Origin of the sequence: Streptomyces netropsis, from assembly GCF_014203545.1 — a bacterium.
Classification (GTDB): Bacteria; Actinomycetota; Actinomycetes; order Streptomycetales; family Streptomycetaceae; genus Streptomyces; species Streptomyces netropsis.
The window spans coordinates 417,859-437,025 of the sequence record NZ_JACHJG010000005.1 but is presented as its reverse complement, the minus strand read 5'-3'; the positions used below and the strand labels follow the sequence as shown (position 1 = coordinate 437,025).

20 protein-coding genes, 1 pseudogene and 1 riboswitch are annotated in these 19,167 nt (G+C 70.2%); of the genes and pseudogenes, 8 read left to right on the top strand and 13 right to left on the bottom strand.

Features of this window, described 5'->3' with window-relative positions:
• Nucleotides 1–19 precede the first annotated feature (19 nt).
• Complete coding sequence (locus FHS38_RS15455) at nucleotides 20–1,399, bottom strand: NAD(P)/FAD-dependent oxidoreductase (RefSeq protein WP_184734097.1); 1,380 nt, start codon at nucleotides 1,397–1,399, stop codon at nucleotides 20–22.
• 714 nt (nucleotides 1,400–2,113) lie between these two features.
• On the opposite strand from FHS38_RS15455, the gene FHS38_RS15450 reads away from it, so the two are divergent.
• Entirely contained in the window at nucleotides 2,114–2,341 is a 228-nt protein-coding gene (locus FHS38_RS15450; protein WP_184734096.1) for a DUF6243 family protein, read from the top strand.
• Nucleotides 2,342–2,516: 175 nt separating this feature from the next.
• Here the strand turns inward: FHS38_RS15450 and FHS38_RS15445 are convergent, their stop codons facing one another.
• Both FHS38_RS15445 and FHS38_RS15440 read right to left on the bottom strand, forming a co-directional pair.
• Complete coding sequence (locus tag FHS38_RS15445; RefSeq protein ID WP_184734095.1) at nucleotides 2,517–2,729, bottom strand: DUF397 domain-containing protein; 213 nt, start codon at nucleotides 2,727–2,729, stop codon at nucleotides 2,517–2,519.
• Nucleotides 2,726–3,586, bottom strand: a complete 861-nt coding sequence (locus FHS38_RS15440) for a helix-turn-helix domain-containing protein (RefSeq protein ID WP_311775274.1) — start codon at nucleotides 3,584–3,586, stop codon at nucleotides 2,726–2,728. The genes FHS38_RS15445 and FHS38_RS15440 overlap by 4 nt, the downstream gene beginning before the upstream one ends.
• A gap of 247 nt (nucleotides 3,587–3,833) precedes the next feature.
• Here FHS38_RS15440 and FHS38_RS15435 point away from each other — a divergent pair, with 247 nt between their 5' ends.
• From FHS38_RS15435 to FHS38_RS15415, 6 genes and pseudogenes are all read left to right on the top strand, one after another.
• Complete coding sequence (locus FHS38_RS15435; protein ID WP_184734190.1) at nucleotides 3,834–4,268, top strand: ATP-binding protein; 435 nt, start codon at nucleotides 3,834–3,836, stop codon at nucleotides 4,266–4,268.
• A gap of 26 nt (nucleotides 4,269–4,294) precedes the next feature.
• Nucleotides 4,295–4,600, top strand: coding sequence for a DUF6255 family natural product biosynthesis protein (locus tag FHS38_RS36340; protein ID WP_373301819.1), 306 nt, complete (start codon nucleotides 4,295–4,297; stop codon nucleotides 4,598–4,600).
• 105 nt (nucleotides 4,601–4,705) lie between these two features.
• A complete protein-coding gene (locus tag FHS38_RS15430) occupies nucleotides 4,706–5,596 on the top strand; it encodes a radical SAM/SPASM domain-containing protein (RefSeq protein ID WP_184734093.1) in 891 nt (296 codons plus the stop codon).
• A 31-nt stretch (nucleotides 5,597–5,627) separates the two neighbouring features.
• On the top strand, nucleotides 5,628–6,734 hold the full coding sequence (locus tag FHS38_RS15425) for a methyltransferase domain-containing protein (protein WP_308433537.1): 1,107 nt from the start codon (nucleotides 5,628–5,630) through the stop codon (nucleotides 6,732–6,734).
• 64 nt (nucleotides 6,735–6,798) lie between these two features.
• Nucleotides 6,799–6,996: a hypothetical protein gene (locus tag FHS38_RS15420; RefSeq protein WP_184734091.1), complete on the top strand. Its 198-nt coding sequence runs from the start codon at nucleotides 6,799–6,801 to the stop codon at nucleotides 6,994–6,996.
• Nucleotides 6,997–7,016: 20 nt separating this feature from the next.
• Nucleotides 7,017–7,109: pseudogene (locus FHS38_RS15415) on the top strand (type II toxin-antitoxin system Phd/YefM family antitoxin); the annotation flags it as partial.
• A gap of 60 nt (nucleotides 7,110–7,169) precedes the next feature.
• Here FHS38_RS15415 and FHS38_RS15410 read toward each other — a convergent pair.
• The 10 genes from FHS38_RS15410 to FHS38_RS15365 form a co-directional block, all read right to left on the bottom strand.
• A complete protein-coding gene (locus tag FHS38_RS15410; protein ID WP_184734090.1) occupies nucleotides 7,170–8,123 on the bottom strand; it encodes a Ppx/GppA phosphatase family protein in 954 nt (317 codons plus the stop codon).
• Between the two features lie 67 nt (nucleotides 8,124–8,190).
• The gene (locus FHS38_RS15405) at nucleotides 8,191–8,742 is read right to left on the bottom strand and encodes a DUF501 domain-containing protein (RefSeq protein ID WP_184734089.1); all 552 of its coding nucleotides are present in this window, start codon (nucleotides 8,740–8,742) and stop codon (nucleotides 8,191–8,193) included.
• 57 nt (nucleotides 8,743–8,799) lie between these two features.
• Entirely contained in the window at nucleotides 8,800–9,273 is a 474-nt protein-coding gene (locus FHS38_RS15400) for an FtsB family cell division protein (RefSeq protein ID WP_184734088.1), read from the bottom strand.
• Between the two features lie 149 nt (nucleotides 9,274–9,422).
• A complete protein-coding gene (gene eno, locus FHS38_RS15395; protein ID WP_184734087.1) occupies nucleotides 9,423–10,703 on the bottom strand; it encodes a phosphopyruvate hydratase in 1,281 nt (426 codons plus the stop codon).
• 309 nt (nucleotides 10,704–11,012) lie between these two features.
• A complete protein-coding gene (locus FHS38_RS15390; protein ID WP_184734086.1) occupies nucleotides 11,013–11,741 on the bottom strand; it encodes a LysM peptidoglycan-binding domain-containing protein in 729 nt (242 codons plus the stop codon).
• Between the two features lie 4 nt (nucleotides 11,742–11,745).
• Nucleotides 11,746–11,928, bottom strand: a riboswitch (cyclic di-AMP (ydaO/yuaA leader).
• Nucleotides 11,929–12,187: 259 nt separating this feature from the next.
• Entirely contained in the window at nucleotides 12,188–13,258 is a 1,071-nt protein-coding gene (locus FHS38_RS15385; protein ID WP_184734085.1) for a LysM peptidoglycan-binding domain-containing protein, read from the bottom strand.
• Nucleotides 13,259–13,373: 115 nt separating this feature from the next.
• Nucleotides 13,374–14,639: a cytochrome P450 family protein gene (locus FHS38_RS15380; RefSeq protein WP_184734084.1), complete on the bottom strand. Its 1,266-nt coding sequence runs from the start codon at nucleotides 14,637–14,639 to the stop codon at nucleotides 13,374–13,376.
• A 330-nt stretch (nucleotides 14,640–14,969) separates the two neighbouring features.
• Nucleotides 14,970–15,392: a DUF6479 family protein gene (locus tag FHS38_RS15375; protein ID WP_229822476.1), complete on the bottom strand. Its 423-nt coding sequence runs from the start codon at nucleotides 15,390–15,392 to the stop codon at nucleotides 14,970–14,972.
• Nucleotides 15,393–15,472: 80 nt separating this feature from the next.
• The gene (locus FHS38_RS15370; RefSeq protein ID WP_184734083.1) at nucleotides 15,473–16,447 is read right to left on the bottom strand and encodes a nucleoside triphosphate pyrophosphohydrolase; all 975 of its coding nucleotides are present in this window, start codon (nucleotides 16,445–16,447) and stop codon (nucleotides 15,473–15,475) included.
• 34 nt (nucleotides 16,448–16,481) lie between these two features.
• Complete coding sequence (locus FHS38_RS15365; RefSeq protein WP_184734082.1) at nucleotides 16,482–17,108, bottom strand: SurA N-terminal domain-containing protein; 627 nt, start codon at nucleotides 17,106–17,108, stop codon at nucleotides 16,482–16,484.
• 348 nt (nucleotides 17,109–17,456) lie between these two features.
• Here FHS38_RS15365 and FHS38_RS15360 point away from each other — a divergent pair, with 348 nt between their 5' ends.
• Nucleotides 17,457–18,905 carry a DUF2079 domain-containing protein gene (locus FHS38_RS15360; RefSeq protein ID WP_184734081.1) on the top strand — a complete coding sequence of 483 codons (1,449 nt, stop codon included), beginning with the start codon at nucleotides 17,457–17,459 and terminating at the stop codon, nucleotides 18,903–18,905.
• Nucleotides 18,906–19,167 lie beyond the last annotated feature (262 nt).

The following is a 19,167-nucleotide window of genomic DNA, read 5'->3' as shown; positions in this document are numbered from 1 at the left end:
TACGTGCTGCGGCTTGACGCTAGGAGGCCTTGGCCTTCTCCGCGTCGGCCTTCTTGGCCTGCGGGGCCGGCTTGGCCGCCTCGTAGAACTCCTCGCGGGGGTTCTCCATGGCACCGAGCGAGACGACCTCGCGCTTGAGGAACATGCCCAGCGTCCAGTCGGCCAGGACGCGGATCTTCCGGTTGAAGGTCGGCATCGCCATGCCGTGGTAGCCACGGTGCATGTACCAGGCGAGACGGCCCTTGAGCTTGATCTTCATCTTGCCCATGACGATCATCGCGACGCCCTTGTGCAGGCCGAGGCCCGCGACGGCGCCCTTGTTGGCGTGCGAGTACGTCTTCTGCGGGAAGCCGCGCATGCCGGAGATCACGTTGTCGCCGAGGACCTTCGCCTGACGCAGCGCGTGCTGGGCGTTCGGCGGGCACCAGGCGTTCGGGTTGCCGGCGTTGCGGCCGACCATGTCCGGAACCTGGGCGTTGTCGCCCGCGGCCCAGACGTAGTCGGTGCCCTGGACCTGGAGGGTCTCGGAGGTGTCGACGTGGCCGCGCGGACCGAGCGGCAGGCCGAAGCGGGCCAGCGCCGGGTTGGGCTTGACGCCCGCGGTCCACACGATCGTGTTGGAGTCGACCTCGAGGCCGTTCTTCAGCACGACGTGGCCGTCGATGCAGGAGTCCATGGACGTCGAGAGGTGGATCTCGATGCCGCGGCTCGCCAGGTGCTTCTTGCCGTACTCGCCGAGCTTCGGGCCGACCTCGGGAAGGATCTTGTCGGCGGCGTCGACGAGGACGAAACGCATGTCCTCGCGCTTGACGGTCGGGTAGTACTTGGCGGCGTCGCGCGCCATGTCCTCGACCTCACCGATGGTCTCCGCGCCCGCGAAGCCACCGCCGATGAAGACGAAGGTCAGCGCCTTGCGGCGGATCTCCTCGTCGGTCGTGGAGTCAGCCTTGTCGAGCTGCTCGAGGACGTGGTTGCGCAGGCCGATGGCCTCCTCGATGCCCTTCATGCCGATGCCGTTCTCGGCGAGGCCGGGGATCGGGAAGGTACGGGAGACGGCGCCGAGCGCGATGACCAGGTAATCGAAGGGCAGCTCGTACGCCTCGCCGACGAGCGGCGCGACGGTGGCGACCTTCCGGTCATGGTCGATCGTGGTGACGCGGCCGGTGAGGACCTCCGCCTTGGGGAGCACGCGTCGCAGCGGCACCACGACGTGGCGGGGGGAGATGCTGCCGGCAGCTGCTTCGGGCAGGAAGGGCTGGTAGGTCATGTACGAGCGCGGGTCGACGACCGTGACGGTCGCCTCCGCGTACCGCATCTTCTTAAGGATGCGGCGCGCCGCGTACAGGCCGACGTACCCACCGCCTACTACGAGGATCCGTGGACGCTCCGTGGTGCTCATGTTTCGAGTATCCAGCACTCTCGGGAGGGGTGCTCGTGAGCCCCTTCACAAGGTCTGAGGGTCCATCTGCTACACTCCGCCGCCCTCGTGACCCACGCCATACTCCCGTAAGGGAACCACTCTTCGGTCGCGTCCGTTGTTCACCCCTGCTGAACTGGCCTTGCGTCCTTCGCGGCGGCTGGACCAGTGGCACGGGACCGCGTGCATAAACGTTCCTTTAACCCGCATGAAACCGGACTGTTTGCGGCCGCCAGGGCCTGTCGGGCCCCGAAAGGGGGCCGGAAGGCCCCTGTGGGTGCCCGTCGAGCCACTTTTTCATGTGAAGGATTTCACGAACCTTTTTCGCGGAGGGCCTTCGGAGCCCCCCGCTCGGCGCTCCAGGCACCCACCGGGGCGCCCCTGACCCCGCGCCGGGGGGTGAACAAAAGCCGGCAGTCTCCGCGCACGCACAGGATCCGGACGTACAGCCCACGTGAACCGCCCCCTGGCCCCCCTTGCCGGGGGCGACCTCACCCACGGCCACGACAACGCCCTGGGAGGCGAAAAGGCTGGTGCGCGGGGCCGACGGAACCGGGTAACGTCTTTGTCATGTTCTTCCAGGCGCCGATTTACGAGTGAGAGCGTGATGGGCCCCTGCTGACGTCCTTCGACGTCGCCGCCCGTCCCCCACCGATGAATCCGTAGATCACTTCACCATCATTACCGGGAGAACCCGTGACCGTGAGCAAGAACATCAACAACCCCGTGGGCCAGGGCGGCGGCCAGCGCAAGAGGCAGTCCCGCGCCGAACGGCAGAACAACGGTCCGCACCGCAACCTCGACCGCCGGGGTGCGGCCGACCAGAAGGCGGAGCTGGTGCGCAAGATGCGCGAGAAGGCAGCCGCAGCCGAGAGCGCCGGGCAGGCGGGCGACGACACCGGCGACGACACCGCACAGAGCTGACGCACCGCCGCCGCAGGGCGGCACCGCACGGGGCAGGGCCCGGACCGCGACGCGCGGTCCGGGCCCTGCTGCCGTATCGGGCCACCGATCGGTAGCGCCTCCTCCGCACAGCGAGTGGCCGCCCCCGAATCCCGCGGGGGTGGGCCACTCGTGCCGTTCAGGAGCAATCGCGCCCTTACTCGAATCTGCCGTCGCGAACCGCCGCGACAAGGCCGTGCACCTGCCCGAAGCTCAGCAGCAGGGCCGGCCCCGTCGGGTTCTTGCTGTCCCGGACCGCGACGACCCGCTCGTCGACGATGCCGAACTCGACGCAGTCGGACACCGCGCCGGATGCCGTCGATTTCCACCAGCTCACGGGGAGAGTCGAGGCATCGTCTATGTGGCTCATGCCAGCTTCCTTATCTCTGCGATGCGGTCAGCGGACGCTTCAGCCGGAAGCGCAGCGGCGCGCAACCGATCGAACGCGTCCTGGTAGACGCCGACCTGTTCGCCGTCCTCGACGTAGAGCGCCGAGGTCAGGCTTTCCACGTGGACGACGTCGAGGTCGGCGTGACCGTTGAACCCAAGGATCGAGAACGACCCCATCTGCCCGACGTGGGGCGGGGCGTCCGGCGGCATCACTTGAATAGTGATGTTGGGTCGCCGACTCAGCGTGTGCAAGCGCGTGAGCTGGTCGTGCATTACTCCCTCGCCCAGGCACCGCGTGTGAAGCGCGTTCTCGGCGATGATCACGCACAGATCGAGAGGCCGCTCCCGTGACGTGAGCACCGCCTGGCGCGCAAGCCGAACCTCGACCAACGCGTCTACCCGTTCTTCAACCGCAGCCGACATGGCTGTGGTGGTGATGATCTCGCGAGCGTACTCGGCGGTCTGGAGCAGGCCCGGAATGGCGCCCATCTGCCACGACCGCGCCGACGCCGCATCGGCTTCGAGAGAGATCAGATCCTCGTAGACCGGCGACAGGACCCCACGGTACGAGTGCCACCAACCGCGCCGCGCACCTTCGCTCGCGAGGGCCAGCAGCGCCGCTTGAAGCTCCGGGTCGTCAACGCCGTACAGACTGAGGAGCATCTCGACATCGTCGGGCTTTGCCGCGGTGCGAGCCGTCTCCAAGCGGGACAGCTTGGCTACCGTGATCTTGCCTGCGGACTTCTCCGCAACCTCTTCGAGGGTGAGCCCCAAGACGTCGCGGAGCGCGCGCAACTTCGCCCCCAGCCTGCGACGACGCACTGTTGGTGTGCTCACGTGACCCTCCGTCATTGCGTTCTGGCTGCCAGTCTGCCGCCTGCCCTCTGGCCATGTCATCTGTGCTGATCATTTGTTCGCCGTCACCCTTAGAGGTCCCTGCAAATTCTCACTCTTACGTGAGAAACGCTTGCGGTGATGCAGTAGTGAGAGCACCCTGAAACTACGAAACGTCATCGTGCGATCACTGCCGTGACATGGATCGGCGCTGGTCGACACTGCCCGTAAGGGGATTTGCACGGTGTTCATGTATCCGAGCCCGTTGGCCCAGTCCCCCCGCCGTCCGTCGGTGGGTCCGCCTTCGCACACCACGTTCCCGAGCGCCCCTGAATCGGTTGGCGCGGCCCGTGGCTACGCCCTCGAGATCATTGAACGCGACGCACCCGGTATCGCCCCGGCCCACGTAGCCGATGTGCAACTGGTCGTCTCCGAGTTGGTGACCAACTCCTTCCGATACGGCACCGAGCCCGGGGACAGAGTCGCCCTGACCATCTCGGCCTCGGCGAACCGCGTGCGCGTCGAGGTGCACGACCCCACCCGTCGTCGGCCGCGCTTCAAACCGGAGTCAGAAGAACGGCAGCGAGGGCGCGGCATGTTCATCGTGGAACATCTCGCCGAAATCTGGGGAGTCGATGACCGGCCGCTCGGAAAGACCGTTTGGGCGGAGCTCACGTGGCACTGACCGGCCCGTCCGGAACGGTGCTGACCATGCGCTCCGTATGGGACCACGCGGGTGTACCTCCTGCGACGGCCCGGATACCCACCTCAAGGTCTGTGTTCAGCCGCACCGCCGGGCAGTGCCGACACCCTGTCGGGTGGGTACGTAGTGACGACGGTGTAGAACAGTGCCCCCACTGCCCCGTCCGCCGTTTCACCGAGTACCGCGCGGTGTGGATGCCGCCGGACTACCTCCCGACGCCCCTGTCCTCACCGGGCCTCGTTGACGCGGGCGAGTGCGGCGCGATATGCCCAGCCAGGACAGGCCAAACACTCGGCCGAGGCACATGCGCGTAGTGCCCGGCAGCTGAACCACCGCACGGCACGCGGGCCCGTCTTGGAAGGGCCCCACCACAACCCGGCGGGCCACCCGGGCCCGCCACAGCCGCAGGAGGTACAGCCATGTCCTCTGTAATGCAGGCACAGCAAACCACTGGGGTCGTTCTCGATTCGGTCGAGTGCGAACTCACGGGGCTCTGCAATCACGGGTGCAGCCACTGCTGCACGCTGTCGGGCCCGAAGGTCAGCCACGGAACGATGGGCCTCAGTGATTGGCAGAGGGTCATCGACGACATCGCAGAACTGGCGATCCCGGCGGTGCAGTTCATCGGTGGCGAACCCACACTGTCGCCCCATCTACCCGCCCTCGTGACCTACGCCCTCGACCGTAAACTCGGCGTCGAGATCTACTCAAATCTCGCCATCATCCGCCCCGCCCTCTGGCGCCTGTTCGAGCGCAAAGGCGTCCGTCTGGCAACCAGCTACTACAGCGACGATCCGGTCCAGCATGATCAGATCACCCGGACCAAGGGCAGCCACGTCCGCACCCGGTCAAACATCATCGAAGCCGTGCGTCGCAGCATCCCTCTCCGCGTCGGCCTTGTCGAAGTCCTCACCAGCCAGCGCGTCCGGGAGGCCAAGACCGAACTGCACGCCCTTGGTGTGAAGCACACAAAGATCGACCGCGTGCGGAAGGTCGGGCGCGCCGCCGACCCTGACGTCCCCACTCCAGGCCTCGACGAGCTGTGCGGGCGCTGCTTTCACCACCGGGCCGCGATCTCCCCTGACGGAGACGTGTACGGATGCATTCTGTCCCGGCACTTGCTCGCCGGGAACGTGAAGACGGACGGACTCAGCACTGTTCTCACCGGCGACAAGTGGGCACAGATCACCGCGAGCATCCCCGTCACACGCAACGCCTGCACACCTGACGACAGCAACGACTGCGATCCCGCCAGCACACCGGCCTGCGCCCCATCATTCCCGGACGACGAAGAAGACGACGAAGATTAGGAGCAACGCAATGGAGTGGGAGCCTCACGCCGTGGCGCTTGCCGAGCGCGTCACCCACCGCGCGTCGCGATGGCGCGCCCCCGTAGCCCGAACCCCACGACACGCACTCGTCCAACGGTGGTGGGAGCGCAGCCCCGATGGCTGGTCGGTGCAGGACGGGATGGCGGACGAAGAGCGATGGCTCGACGTCGCGTACAGCGACCAGACACTCGTCACGAGTGTCGGCCTCTTGCACGCCGACCACGCGACCGGCGACGAACGGCCGACCGGACGGCCGACCTCCTCCTCGACCTTGCCCAGCCTCAACATCCAGATGCTTCAACACGCCCGAATCGGCGACAAGGACACGCTCGGGCACATCGGCACGGGACCGGGCTACGGCGACTGTCTCGCGTGCCACCGCCTCGGCGACAAACAGGTCACCAGCATGGATGTCGACCCGTACCTCGTCGAGGCCGCAAGGGAACGCCTCGGCGAACTGGGCCTGCACCCCACCCTCGAAACCGTCGACGCCACCGGCGAGCTTCCCGGCAGCTTCGACCGCATCGTCGCCACTGTCGCCGTCCGGCCGATCCCCGCGAGCTGGCTCGTAGCGCTGAACCCCGGCGGCCGGCTGGTGACCACGATCGCCGGTACCTCCCTTCTCATCACCGCCGACAAGAATGAGGACGGGAGCGCGTCCGGGCGCGTCGAATGGGACCGGGCCGGCTTCATGCACGCCCGCAGCGGGGCCGATTACCCGCCGGGCCTCGCCGAGTTGCTCGCCACTGCTCGCGACCATGACGGCGAGGACATCACGACCGGCAGGTATCCCGTCGTCCAGGTGACGGAAGCGTGGGACCTCGCTTCGATGCTCGACGTCACCACGCCGGGGATCGAGCACGAATTCGAAGAAGTGGACGGGTTCCGCACGGCTCTCATGGCTCACGCGGATGGCTCTTGGGCACGCGCGACCGCCCACGGCACGGACTCGCCCACCGTCCACCAAGGCGGGCCGCGCCGCCTCTGGGACGCCCTCGATGCGGTTCGTGACCACTGGCTCGCCAATGGCGAACTACCGGTGCGCGGAGCTCGTGTCTTCGTCAAGCCGAATGGCTCAACGTACCTGGCTCGCGGATCGTGGTCGGCCAAGCTTTAGAGGAACCCACTCGCATGGCGACGACAGACGACGGTGTCGGAGCCGGAGGAGGACGACAAAGGCGATGACTGACGACACGCCGTTCCCGGACGAGCCGCCGACCAACAGGTTCATGATCGGGCTGCTGATCAAGCGCGATCTGCCCGACAGGTCCGGGCCCTCCGAATGGTGCGGTGAGCACCCCAAGGAGCGGACGAAGCTGGTGGCCCGTAAGGGGTGGGTGTGCCTCGACTGCGTACGCGAGAACAGCCGCCCGCAGTAGTCACGGAGTGCTTCGCAGTCGAGGCGGTCCTCGCCGAAGGCGTTCCGACCGTGACGATGGCCGAACCGGCGGCGGACCTGTTCGCGGAGCGCGACGGCCGGCGCAACGCCTGAACGAACCAGGCCGCCCGGAGTCCCACGACTCCGAGCGGCCCGTACCGCGGATCCGAACGGTCAGGCGTCGCCGTTCGCCACGGACCAAGCAATGCCGTCCAGGATGTCGTGTTCGCTCACCACGACCTCCCGCGCACCGATCCGCTCCATCACCGTCTGGAGGACGAGCGCCCCGGCGCCGATCACGTCCACCCGGCCCGGGTGCATCGCGGGGATCGCCGCGCGCTGCTCGTGCGTCGAGGACAGCAGCATGCCGGTGATCTCCTGGACCTGCTCCAGGGAGATCCGCGCGTGGTGGATCGCGGACGAGTCGTACTCCGACAGGCCCAGCGCGATCGCCGCGACCGTGGTGACCGAGCCGGCCAGGCCGACGAGGGTGCGAGCCTCGGTGAGGGGGACGCTCTGCTCCGCCAGGTCCAGCGCGGCCTCGATGTCGGCCTTTATCGCCGACAGCTGACCGAAGGTCGGCGGGTCGGTGACGACGCCGTCGCGGACCAGATGACGCTCGGTCATCCGGACGCAGCCCACGTCCACGCTGCGCGCCGCGCCCACGTGCTCCTCGCCGACGACGAACTCCGTCGAGCCGCCGCCGATGTCCACCACCAGGTACGGCTTCGCCAGGTCGTCGCGACCCGTCAGTTCCTTGGTGGCGCCGGTGAAGGAGAACTCCGCCTCCTGGTCACCGCTGATCACCTCGGGCTCGACGCCCAGGATGTCGACCACGCCGCGCACGAAGTCCTCGCGGTTCTCCGCGTCCCGGGAGGCGGACGTCGCGACGAAGCGCAGCCGGCTCGCGCCGTGCTCCTTGATGACCTCGGCGTACTCCCGGCAGGCGGCGAAGGTGCGCTCCAGCGCCTCCGGCGCGAGCCGGCCCGTGCGGTCCACGCCCTGGCCGAGCCGGACGATCGTCATCCGCCGGTCGAGCTCCTTGAGTTCGCCGGTCACCGGGTCGGCGTCCGCGACGAGGAGCCGGATGGAGTTGGTGCCGCAGTCGATGGCCGCGACGCGAGTCATGCGCACTCCTGAAGGGTTGGTTTCGCACCCCGGGCGGAGCGCCCGGGGGTCTGCTGCCGGGCGGGGCTCACGCCTTCGCGTCGGCGTCGCACGTCCCGTCGGTGTCGCACGGGCTCACGCAGGGGCCCTTGGCCCACCACTCGGGGAGCATCGCGATGGCCTCGTCGCCCAGCGGGTTCACACCGGGACCCGCGGCGAGGGAGTGGCCGACGAGCACGTGCAGGCACTTGACCCGGTCCGGCATGCCGCCGGCGCTCGGGAAGCCCTCCAGCACCTCGATGGCGTCGCGGCGGGTGATGTAGTCCTCGTGCGCGGCGCGGTAGGCGTCGGCCAGCTCCGGGTCGCTCTGCAGCCGGGCGGTCATGTCCTTCATGACGCCGTCCGCCTCCAGCGTGCCGATCGCGGAGGCGGCGCGCGGGCAGGTCAGGTAGTACAGCGTCGGGAACGGCGTGCCGTCCTCCAGACGCGGCTGCGTCTCGACGACGTCGGGGTTGCCGCAGGGGCAGCGGTGGGCGATGGCGCGCAGACCGCGCGGCGGGCGGCCCAGCTGCTCCTTGAACGCCGCGATGTCCGCGTCGGTCGGCTCGGTGGGCTCGGTCTTCGGAGGAGGGGTGTCCATGTGCTCGCTCGTACTCGGTGTTCTCGAATGGTCGGGGGCGGGACGGGAAGTGGGGCTCTACGGCGAGTCCGTGGCGTCCACGCCGTCCCAGAGGTTGCTGTACCAGGGGCGGCTGGCCGCGCCCTGGTCCGTGCGGCGCTTGGCGGGCCCGCTGCCGTCCACCACGCTGTAGCCGGTCTCGCCGGGGCGTACGTAGTGCAGGTGCTCGCGCGCCTGCTGCTCGACGTACGCCGGGTCCTCCAGCCGCGCCTTCTGCTCCTGCAGCCGTTTGACCTGTTCACGGGCGCGCTCGGACTGGCGCCGCTGGTCGGCGATGTCCGAGCGCTGGGTGACCCACTGGCGCATGGGGTAGGCCAGCGCGACGAGCAGGGAGCAGACGACGAGCACGAGGAGCGCGGCGCGGCCGGTGAGCCGGCTGCGGCGGGGTGGCCGCGCGCGGTAGACCCGGCCGCCCCGGGCCGACGGGCCCTGTACGAGCACCGTGCCGAGCGCCTTGAGCCTGGTCGCGGTGGGCAACCGTTCCGCCGCCACGTCGCCTCCCCGTGGTCTCTGAACGAACGTACGTCCTCGGCCACGGTACGGGACCGTGGCCGAGGACGTAGTGAGGCTGCCGTCTGTCCCGGGAGGGTTTTCGGCCGGGAGCGTTCAGCGCCCGTTCAGAGCCCTTGAGCCGGTGGGTGTCAGCCCTTGAAGCGCGGGAAGGCGCTGCGGCCGGCGTAGACCGCGGCGTCGTCGAGGATCTCCTCGATGCGCAGCAGCTGGTTGTACTTGGCGACGCGCTCGGAGCGGGCCGGGGCACCGGTCTTGATCTGGCCGCAGTTGGTGGCGACGGCCAGGTCGGCGATGGTGACGTCCTCGGTCTCGCCGGAGCGGTGGGACATCATGCACTTGAAGCCGTTGCGCTGGGCCAGCTCGACGGCGTCGAGGGTCTCGGTCAGCGAACCGATCTGGTTGACCTTGACCAGGAGGGCGTTGGCGGCGCCCTCCTCGATGCCGCGGCCGAGGCGCTCGGGGTTGGTGACGAACAGGTCGTCACCGACGATCTGCACCTTGTCGCCGAGACGCTCGGTGAGGGTCTTCCAGCCGTCCCAGTCGTCCTCGAACAGCGGGTCCTCGATGGAGACCAGCGGGTACGCGGCGACGAGCTCCGCGTAGTAGTCCGTCATCTCGGCGGCCGAGCGGGACTTGCCCTCGAACTCGTACGAGCCGTCCTTGAAGAACTCGGACGCGGCGACGTCGAGCGCGAGCGCGACGTCCTGGCCGGGGGTGTAACCGGCCTCCTTGATGGCCTCGAGGATGAGGTCGAGGGCCTCGCGGTTGGAGCCGAGGTTCGGGGCGAAGCCGCCCTCGTCGCCGAGGCCGGTGGACAGGCCCTTGCGCTTCAGGACGGCCTTGAGGGTGTGGTAGACCTCGGTGCCCCAGCGCAGCGCCTCGGAGAAGGACTCCGCGCCGATCGGCGCGATCATGAACTCCTGGATGTCCACGTTGGAGTCGGCGTGCGACCCACCGTTGAGGATGTTCATCATCGGAACGGGCAGCAGGTGCGCGTTCGGGCCGCCGAGGTAGCGGAAGAGCGGCAGGTCGGACGCCTCGGAGGCGGCGTGCGCGACGGCGAGGGAGACGCCGAGGATGGCGTTGGCGCCGAGCGAGGCCTTGTTGTCGGTGGCGTCCAGGTCGAACATGGCCTGGTCGATCAGGCGCTGCTCGGTGGCGTCGTAACCGACGAGCTCCGGGCCGATCTGCTCGATGACCGCGAGAACGGCCTTCTCGACGCCCTTGCCGAGGTAGCGGTTCTTGTCACCGTCGCGGAGCTCGATGGCCTCGAACGCGCCGGTGGAGGCGCCGGACGGCACGGCGGCACGGCCCGTGGAGCCGTCGTCGAGGCCGACCTCGACCTCGACCGTGGGGTTGCCTCGCGAGTCGAGGATCTCGCGAGCTACGACGACGTCGATAGACGGCACGTGCGTCTCCTTCGTGTGTGTCTGGAGTTCTGCCCCCGAGCCTAACGGGCTCCGGGGGTTCCCCCCGCCGGTGGACCACTTGGCGAGCCGAAAAACCGCACAAATGCCGAGATCATCGGACGAATAGCCGATGTGTTCGCCGAGCGGAGAATGCGGACGCGGGGGCCCGGGCGGCCGGGTGGTCCGGAAACGACGGAGCCCCGGAAACGGCGGAGCCCCGCCCCGACGCGCCCCGGGGGGAAGGCGCGTCGGAGCGGGGCGGTCCGCTGTGAGCACAGGGGGGCGCGGCACGGTGGCCGGCCCGCCGGATCAGCTGAGGTGCAGCTGCTGACCCACGAAGATGAGGTCGGCGTCCTCGACGATGTCCTTGTTGAGGTCGTACAGCTTCTGCCAGCCGCCCTTGACCTTCTTGGCCTCGGCGATCTTGGCGAGGGTGTCGCCGGCCTTGACCTCGTACTCGCCGTCGCCCTTCTTGAAGGACTTCGGGGTGGCCTTCGGCGCGGTCTGCTTCGGGGCCGGGGCCGGAGCGTCGTCCTCGTCGTCGGACTGCAGCTGCGGGGCGGCCTTCGGGGCGGTCTGCTTCGGGGCCTGGCGCTCGCTGCGGTCCGCGTGCGACTTGGTGGAGGTGCCGCGCGAGGAGGAGCCGGAGGTGTCGACGTCGGCCTTGGCGCCACCGGCGGTCAGACCGCCCGCACCGGCGCAGCCCCAGGCACCCGGGCCCTGCATGGCGAGCAGCTTCTCGGCGACGGCGATCTGCTGGCTCTTGGTGGCGTGGTCGGCGCGGTCGGCGTAGGCCTGGCCGCCGGCGGCGTTCCAGGAGGACTGCGAGAACTGCAGGCCGCCGTAGTAGCCGTTGCCGGTGTTGATGGACCAGTTGCCACCGGACTCGCACTGCGCGACGGCGTCCCAGGTGTCGACGGAGGCGGCATTGGCGGAGGTCGCGGCCATCAGCGGGGCGGCCACGGCGACACCGGCGACGCCGGCGAGCGTGACCATACGAACGGCCTTGGACGGACGGCGGTGCTTGCCCTTGGACATAAGTCGGTTTCCTCACCGACGCCTACGAGGTGAGCTGTCGGGTTCGGGCTGTGAGTTGCCCGGCCTGGTGTGCGGTGCACACTCGGCTTCACCCCAAGCCGTCCCGCCCCTGTCGATCGGATGATCGGCTGGACCGTTCCGGCGCCTACCTTGGTTCCCCCGCTCCTGCCTACGGCGCTTTCGCGACGACCCCTCCGGCCGCCGGCAGGATTCGGCGTGGCGGCCGTGGTGCTCGCGGTGGCGAGCGGTGACGACGTTAGACACAGCTGGCGTACGGGTTCAAACCCCTGATTCCAGCCACAGTTGCCTCTGGTTACCCACGGGAACACCTCGTTTCCGCAGGTGGGAGACCATGAACAAACTCCGGACGGGCGCCTTCCGACCAAAAGTCAACGAGACCCATGTCTCACTTTCGACCGGAACGGACATTCCCTCAGAAGTCTGCTCTATTTCCCGGCTTTCTTCTTGACCTCAAGCTTCTGACCAGGCTGGATCAGGTCCGGATCGGCGCCGACAACCTTCTTGTTGTCCTGGTAGAGGGAGGACCAGCCGCCCTCGACGGAGTGCTCCTCCGCGATGGCTGACAGATTGTCACCGGGGCGCACCGTGTAGTCGCCGGCGCCCGGCTGTTCCGTCCGCGCGCCGCCGTCCCGCGAGGCACGCCCGTCGTCCGAACGCGGCGTACCGGCGTGGTCCTTGTCCGTGCCCGTGCCGTCCGTGGCGCCGGGCGCCGGCGTGCCGGAGGAGCCCGTGTCCGCGCCGGGGGTGCCCGAGGGTGCGCCGGGCGTGGTCGAGGGGATTTCGGTGGGGTCGTCCGTGGAGGGCTTGCGGTGCTTGCCGCCCTCCGTGGAACCGTCCGTGGGCTGCGTGGACTCCCCGGGCACCGGTTCGGTGGGCTTGCCGGTCGGCTCGCCGGTCCCCGTGGGCGTGGAGGGCGAAGCGGACGAGTCGGGGGACGAGGGCGTGGAAGAGGGGGAGGACGGCTTCTCGGAGGAGGGCTTCTCGGAGGGAGAGGGCTTCTCGGAGGAGTCGGGGGAAGGGGTCGACGGGGTGGAGGGGGTGTTGCGCGTCGGCGCGGGCTTGGCGGGCGCCTCCGGCTCGGGGGTGTGCGTATTGCCGGGGTTGACCTCCGGCGCCTTGCCGCCCTTCGCGAGTCCCGAGGACACCGCGCAGCTCGGCCAGGCGTCCGGGCCGCGGTTCGCGAGGATCCGCTCGGCCACGGCGATCTGCTGCGAGCGGCTGGCGAGGTCGGGGCGCGGCGCGTAGTCCGTGCCGCCGTTCTGCTGCCACATCTCCGGCGTCATCTGCAGTCCGCCGAAGAAGCCGTTGCCGGAGTTGGAGCTCCAGACGCCTCCGCTCTCGCACTTGGCGACCTTGTCCCACGTCTGGGCCTCGGCGGCGTTCGCGCCGGTGGCGGCGAGCAGCGGCATGGCGATGGACGCGCCCGTCACCCCCGCCGCGACCACGATCGCCGGTACCTGACGGGGTCTGCGGTGTCTACCGTTGCCGGAGCGCATGCGTGGGCCTCTCGTTGGCGGCTCAGTTGATGGTGGTCGAACATAGCGACGGACCACAGGAGTCACAAGCCGGTGTAGCGGAGGTCACGCGAAGGTCACGCGAGTTGACGTATGGTCATCTGATACGCGGAGCGAATTCCACCGGAAGCGTGCGTAGACCACGCATAATCAGCCCGCCGCGCCACCTCAACTCCTCCGGATCGGCGGCAAGCCGCAGGTCCGGCAGGCGGCGCAACAGCGTCGCGAGCGCGGCCTGGCCCTCCAGCCGGGCGAGCGGCGCGCCCAGGCAGTAGTGGATGCCGTGGCCGTAGCCGAGGTGCTGATTGTCACGCCGGGACAGGTCGAGGGTGTCCGGCTCGGCGAACCGCTCGGGGTCGCGGTCGGCGGCTGCCAGCACGACGAGCACGGGGTCGCCGGCGGCGATGCGCTGCCCGCCCAGGGTGATCGGCTCGGTCGCGAACCGCCAGGTCGCGAGCTCCACCGGCCCGTCGTAGCGCAGCAGTTCCTCCACGCCGGTGGCGAGCAGGCTCTCGTCGCCCTCGGCCAGGGCGCGTTGCAGGCGCTCGCGCTCGCCGGGGTTGCGCAGCAGGGCGTAGACGCCGTTGCCGATCAGGTTCACGGTGGTCTCGAAACCGGCGAACAGCAGGATGAAGGCCATGGCGGCGGCCTCGTTCTCCGTGAGGTGCTCGCCGTGGTCGCTGGCGCGGATGAGTCCGGAGATGAGGTCGTCGTCCCCTCCTTCTCCCAGTTCCTCCCGCTTACGGTGGATCAGCTCGGCGAGATAGCCGCGCATCTTCTTCACCGACCGCGCGACCCCGCCGCGCGGCCCGCCGCCGTGGCGGATCATCATGCCCGCCCAGTCGCGGAAGTCGTCCTGGTCCTCGCGGGGCACGCCGAGCAGGTCGCAGATCGCGTAGATGGGCAGCGGGAAGGCGAACTCGTGGATCAGGTCCGCCTCCCCCTTGTCGATGAAGGCGTCGATGAGCTGGTCGGTCAGCTCCTGCACGCGCGGGGCGAACTCGGCGACGCGGCGCGGGGTGAAGGCCTTCGACACCAGCCGGCGCAGCCGGGTGTGGTCCGGCGGGTCGATGTTGAGCAGGTGCGTCATCAGGTTCGCGCTGCGCTCGCCCGGAATGCCGACCTTGCCCTTGCCGTGCGCGGACTCGGAGTGGTGCGCGGGGTTCTTCGACAGCCGCTGGTCGGCGAGGGCCTGGCGGGCGTCGGCGTAGCGGGTGACGAGCCAGGCCTCGACGCCACTGGGCAGGGCGGTGCGGTGCACGGGCGCGTGTTCGCGCAACCAGGCGTACGCGGGGTACGGATCGGCGGCGAATTCCCAGGTGAACAGGGGCGGCGCGGGGGGTGTGTCCTTGTCGTCGTGCACCCCCCGACGCTACCTCTGGGCCCTGCGGGCCGTGGCGTGTGCCTCCGCTGCGCGGCGGTGTCCTCAATCGCCGGACGGGCTGCTGTGCCGTGTCCTCAATCGCCGGACGGGCTACTGTGCCGTGTCCTCAATCGCCGGACGGGCTACTGTGCCGTGTCCTCAAGCGCCGGACGGGCTGATTTCAGCCCGTCCGGCGATTGAGGACGCGCCCGCAGGGCGCCCGCCGCCGCAGGCGGCAAAGACGGCCCGCAGTCGGCACGACAGCCCGCAGGCGGCAAGACGGTCCGCAGTCGGCACGACAGCCCGCAGGCGGAGATCCGCCGGACAGGCCTACGTGTGACCGCCGCCGCCGCTGCCGAAGCCGCCGCTGCCGCCCTCGTGCCACTTCTTGCGCTCCTCCGACAGCTCTTCCTCGTGGGTGGCGGGGTTCAGCTCGTGCGGCAGCAGCCGGTGTTCCTGGTCCTGTACGGGCACTTCGTCCTGTTCGTGGTGCTCGGTGACATAGCCGACCGTGTCCTCGTCGTCGTCGTGGCCCGGGCCGTGGTCGGGCGACTTCGGGCCTTCCCGCTCGCCCGGCGTGCTCCACGCGCCCATGCGCCGCTGCGGCGCGGCCGGGGGCGGCGGTTCCGCGTCACGCTTCCGGCGCCCCCAGAAGACGGCGATCACCAGGAGGATGGTGACGATCACGCCGACGACCGCGGGCGCGATACCGACGAGGTGGTCGCGGTTGGCGAGGTCCATGTTCTCCAGCATGCGGTCCGGTTACCCCGGCTGCGCGCGGACAGCCCCGAACCTGGGCCGAACGGGTGCCCGGCCGCCACGGCCCCGCCGGGTCAGCTTCCGGCTGGCCCGCCCTCGGCCGCGCGGATCGCGTCGCGGTAGGCGCGGGCCGCGGCCCGCAGGGCGGTCTCCGGCTCGACGCCGTCCGCCTCGGCCCGTACGGCCAGGGCGAGCAGCTCGTAGCCGACGCCGCCCCCGGTCGGCGGGGTCACCTCCAGGCCCTCGGCCCGGGCCCGGGAGGCCAGCTTCGCGGCCAGGGCCAGGGCCGGCTGACCGAGCGGAACCCCCTCGGTGACCGACTCGCGGCCCTTCTCGACCGCCTTCGTCCGCAGCCAGTGCGCCTTGACGTCCTCGGGCGTCTCGGCGGTCTCCTCGCCGAAGACGTGCGGGTGGCGGTGGATGAGCTTGTCGACGATCACCCCCGCCACGTCGTCGACCGAGAACGGCTCGTCCGGGTCGTCCTGGGCGATCCGGGCGTGGAAGACGACCTGGAGCAGCACGTCGCCCAGCTCCTCGCGCAGCGACTCCCGGTCACCGGTCTCGATGGCCTCCAGAAGCTCGTACGTCTCCTCCAGGCCGTACTTCGCCAGGTCCTCGTGGGTGCGGATGCCGCTCCACGGGCAGGCCCGCCGGATCCGATCCATGACCTGGACGAGGTCGATCAGGCGCGCGCCGGGCAGGTCGTAGGAGCCGGGGAGCAGTTCCAGGGCGGGCATCGTCTCGCGGCCGGAGCCCGCGAGACGGGCCAGGCCGTCGGTGAGGGCGGACTCGCCGACGGCCGAGGTGAGCACCACGGCCGTGCGGTCGTCGCCCACGCAGTAGTCGACCAGCTCACGGGCGGTGGCGCCGCCCTCCTCGACCTCGACGCCCGCCTCCCGCAGATACGGCAGCTGCGGGTGGGCGGGGTCGGCGCACAGCACCCGGTCGGCGGCGCGCAGCACCTGCCAGGCGGGCCAGGACAGCAGACCGGGGGCGACCCGGTGGCTGGTGGTGAGCAGGACGATGCGGCCAGGTGCGGAGTCGTTCACACCGCCGAGCGTAGGTGACGGCACCGGCGGCGGCTCACGCCGGGCGCTGCGGTTCGCCCGGGGCGGGAGCGGCGGCCCGCAGCCACGGCTCCTGCGTGGGCTGGGCGATGCCGCGCTTGGGGTCCCAGGTGCCGTAGCGCGGGTTCACGTCCACGTGCAGGGCGTCGGAGGTGCGCCGCAGGACGTCGTTGGTCCGGGCGGTGCCGAGCTTGCCGTCCAGCTTGGCCCGGGTGAGGTCCATGGTCAGCGCCTCGTCGATCCGGTCGGGTGCGATGCCGAGGGCGAGGAACCTGCTCCGCACCGCCTCCGCTCCCCCGTTGGACCGCTCGACGTCGGCGCGGCGGCGCTGCGCCTCGCGGCGGGTGACCTCCACGCCGTTGTCCTCGGCGGCCCGCGCCACGATCCGGTACTGGACGAGGCGGATCAGGGTGTCCTGGTTCAGCCGGGCGCTGTTGGCCTGCAGCTGCCGGCCCTGCGGGGAGGACTGCTGCGCGTCCCGTACGTCGTTCACCTCGTGCTGGAGCTGCGAGACCGTGATCCGGTCGTCGCCCACGACGGCCGCGGCGCCGGGATGCGCCGCGGATCCGCACGCGGTGAGCAGGGGCGCGGAGAGGAGGAGCACGGCGGCGGAGACAACGAGCGCGGTCCTACGGCGGTGCATGGAGCCTCCCGGCTGGGTCGTGGACGATGACGGGCGGGCAGTCGGCCTTGCGTTGATCGATGTTAGGGAGTCCACGTGACGTAGGCCACTGATTCGGCCAACGATTCGCCAGTGGCACCCGATGCGGTGGGGGCGTGAGGTGCGTCGCGAAAGCCCGGCCGAGTGAACCACCGCCCTCTGGGAGCCGTCTCTGCTGAGGAGGCCGGAGAAGGACGGCACGGCTCCCGGCCGGGAATCGGCTTCTGACCGGCCCCGGTCGCTTTCGCGTATCTTTTCGACATTCGCCCCGGCGCCCCGTGGCCCCGGCGGCTCGTCGGACACAGCGCAATAGAGAGGACAGGACCGCCCATGGATTCGGCCGCAGCCGCCGTCTCGGCACCGGGCCGGAGCCCGGCCCGGTCCGCGTCCGGGACCAAGCCGCGCGCCGCCGCACTGCGCGGGCCGCGGGCCGACCCGTACTGGGTGGGCGCCGTCCTCTTCGTCCTGTTCACCGCGGTGTCGGTGTGCCGGCACCGGCGGATGCTGACCATGTCCTGGGACCTGGGCATCTTCGAGCAGGCGATACGCGCCTACGCCCACCTCCAGGCGCCCGTCGCGGACCTCAAGGGGCCCGGCACCCATATCCTCGGCGACCACTTCAGTCCGGTCACCGCGCTGATCGCGCCCTTCTACCGGGTCTTCCCCAGCCCCGTCACGCTGCTCGTCGCGCAGGCCGCGCTGTTCGCGCTGTCCGCCGTGCCCGTCACCCGGCTCGCGGCCGGGCTGCTGGGCCGGGCCCGCGGACTGGCCGTCGGCGTCGCGTACGGACTGTCGTGGGGGGTGCAGCGGGCGGTCGACTTCGACTTCCACGAGATCGCCTTCGCCATGCCGCTGCTCGCCTTCTCCCTGGAGGCCGTGGTGCGCCGGCGGTGGCGGGCCGCGGTGTGGTGGGCGCTGCCGCTCGTCCTCGTCAAGGAGGACCTGGGCGTCACGGCCGCGGCCATCGGGGTGCTGATCCTCGTGCGGCTGCGCGGCACGAAGCGCGACCCGCGCGCGACGGCGCTCGCCGTCGGGCTGGTCGCGTTCGGGCTGGCCGCCCTCGCCGTCACCGTCGGCCTGATCATCCCCGGCTTCAACACCGGCGGCTCGTACGACTACTGGAACAAGGTCAACGGCACCGGCCCCACCGCCACCATCCCCCTCGACACCGCGGTCCGCACCCTGCTGTGGGTGCTGCTGCCCACCACCGGGCTGCTGGCGCTGCGCTCGCCGCTGCTGATCGTCGCACTGCCGACGCTGGGCTGGCGGTTCCTCTCCCACGAGGAGCACTACTGGGGCACCGACTGGCACTACAGCGCCGTGCTGATGCCCGTCGTCTTCCTCGCCCTCGTCGACGCGCTGGCCACGGCACGGCGCAGCCGACGCCGGTGGCTGCGCCGCTACGCGCACCAGCTGCCCGCCGCCGTGCTCGCGGCGGCGCTCGCGCTGAGCGCCTCGCTGCCGCTGTACGGGCTGACCGAGCCCGACACGTACCGGATATCCGAGGGCGTCAAGGCGACCGAACGCCTGCTGGCCCGCATCCCCGACGGCGCCGTCGTCGAATCCGACGTCGGCCCGATAAGCCGGCTCGTCTCCCGCTGCCGGGTGCTGTGGATCGGGGACACCCGGGGCGTCGTCCCCGACTACGTCGCCCAGCACGTCACCGACGGCAAGCCGCCCCAGGAGCTGGCCGCCGAGGCCCAGCGGCGGCATCCCGGCTCGCGGTTCGGCGTCCTCGGCGGCGAGGGCGGCTACGTCGTGCTGAAGCGGATCCCCTAGACGGCGTCGCCCGCCCTCCCGCTGCGCGGTGCTCTCCATCCCTCCCCCGGCTACCGCTGGGAGGCTCCCAGCGGGCCTGGGGGCGAGCCCGAAGGGCGCCCCGCCGCCGCAGGCGGCAAAGACGGTCCCCCCAGCCGAAGCGCCCCTCGGCACCTGAGCCCGCCGCGGGCGAGAGGGCGGACCCGGCCATTTCGCCGGGGTGTTCCAGCCACACGGCAACCACCACCCTCGCCACTCGCGTTCCCCCGAGTGACTGTGGTTT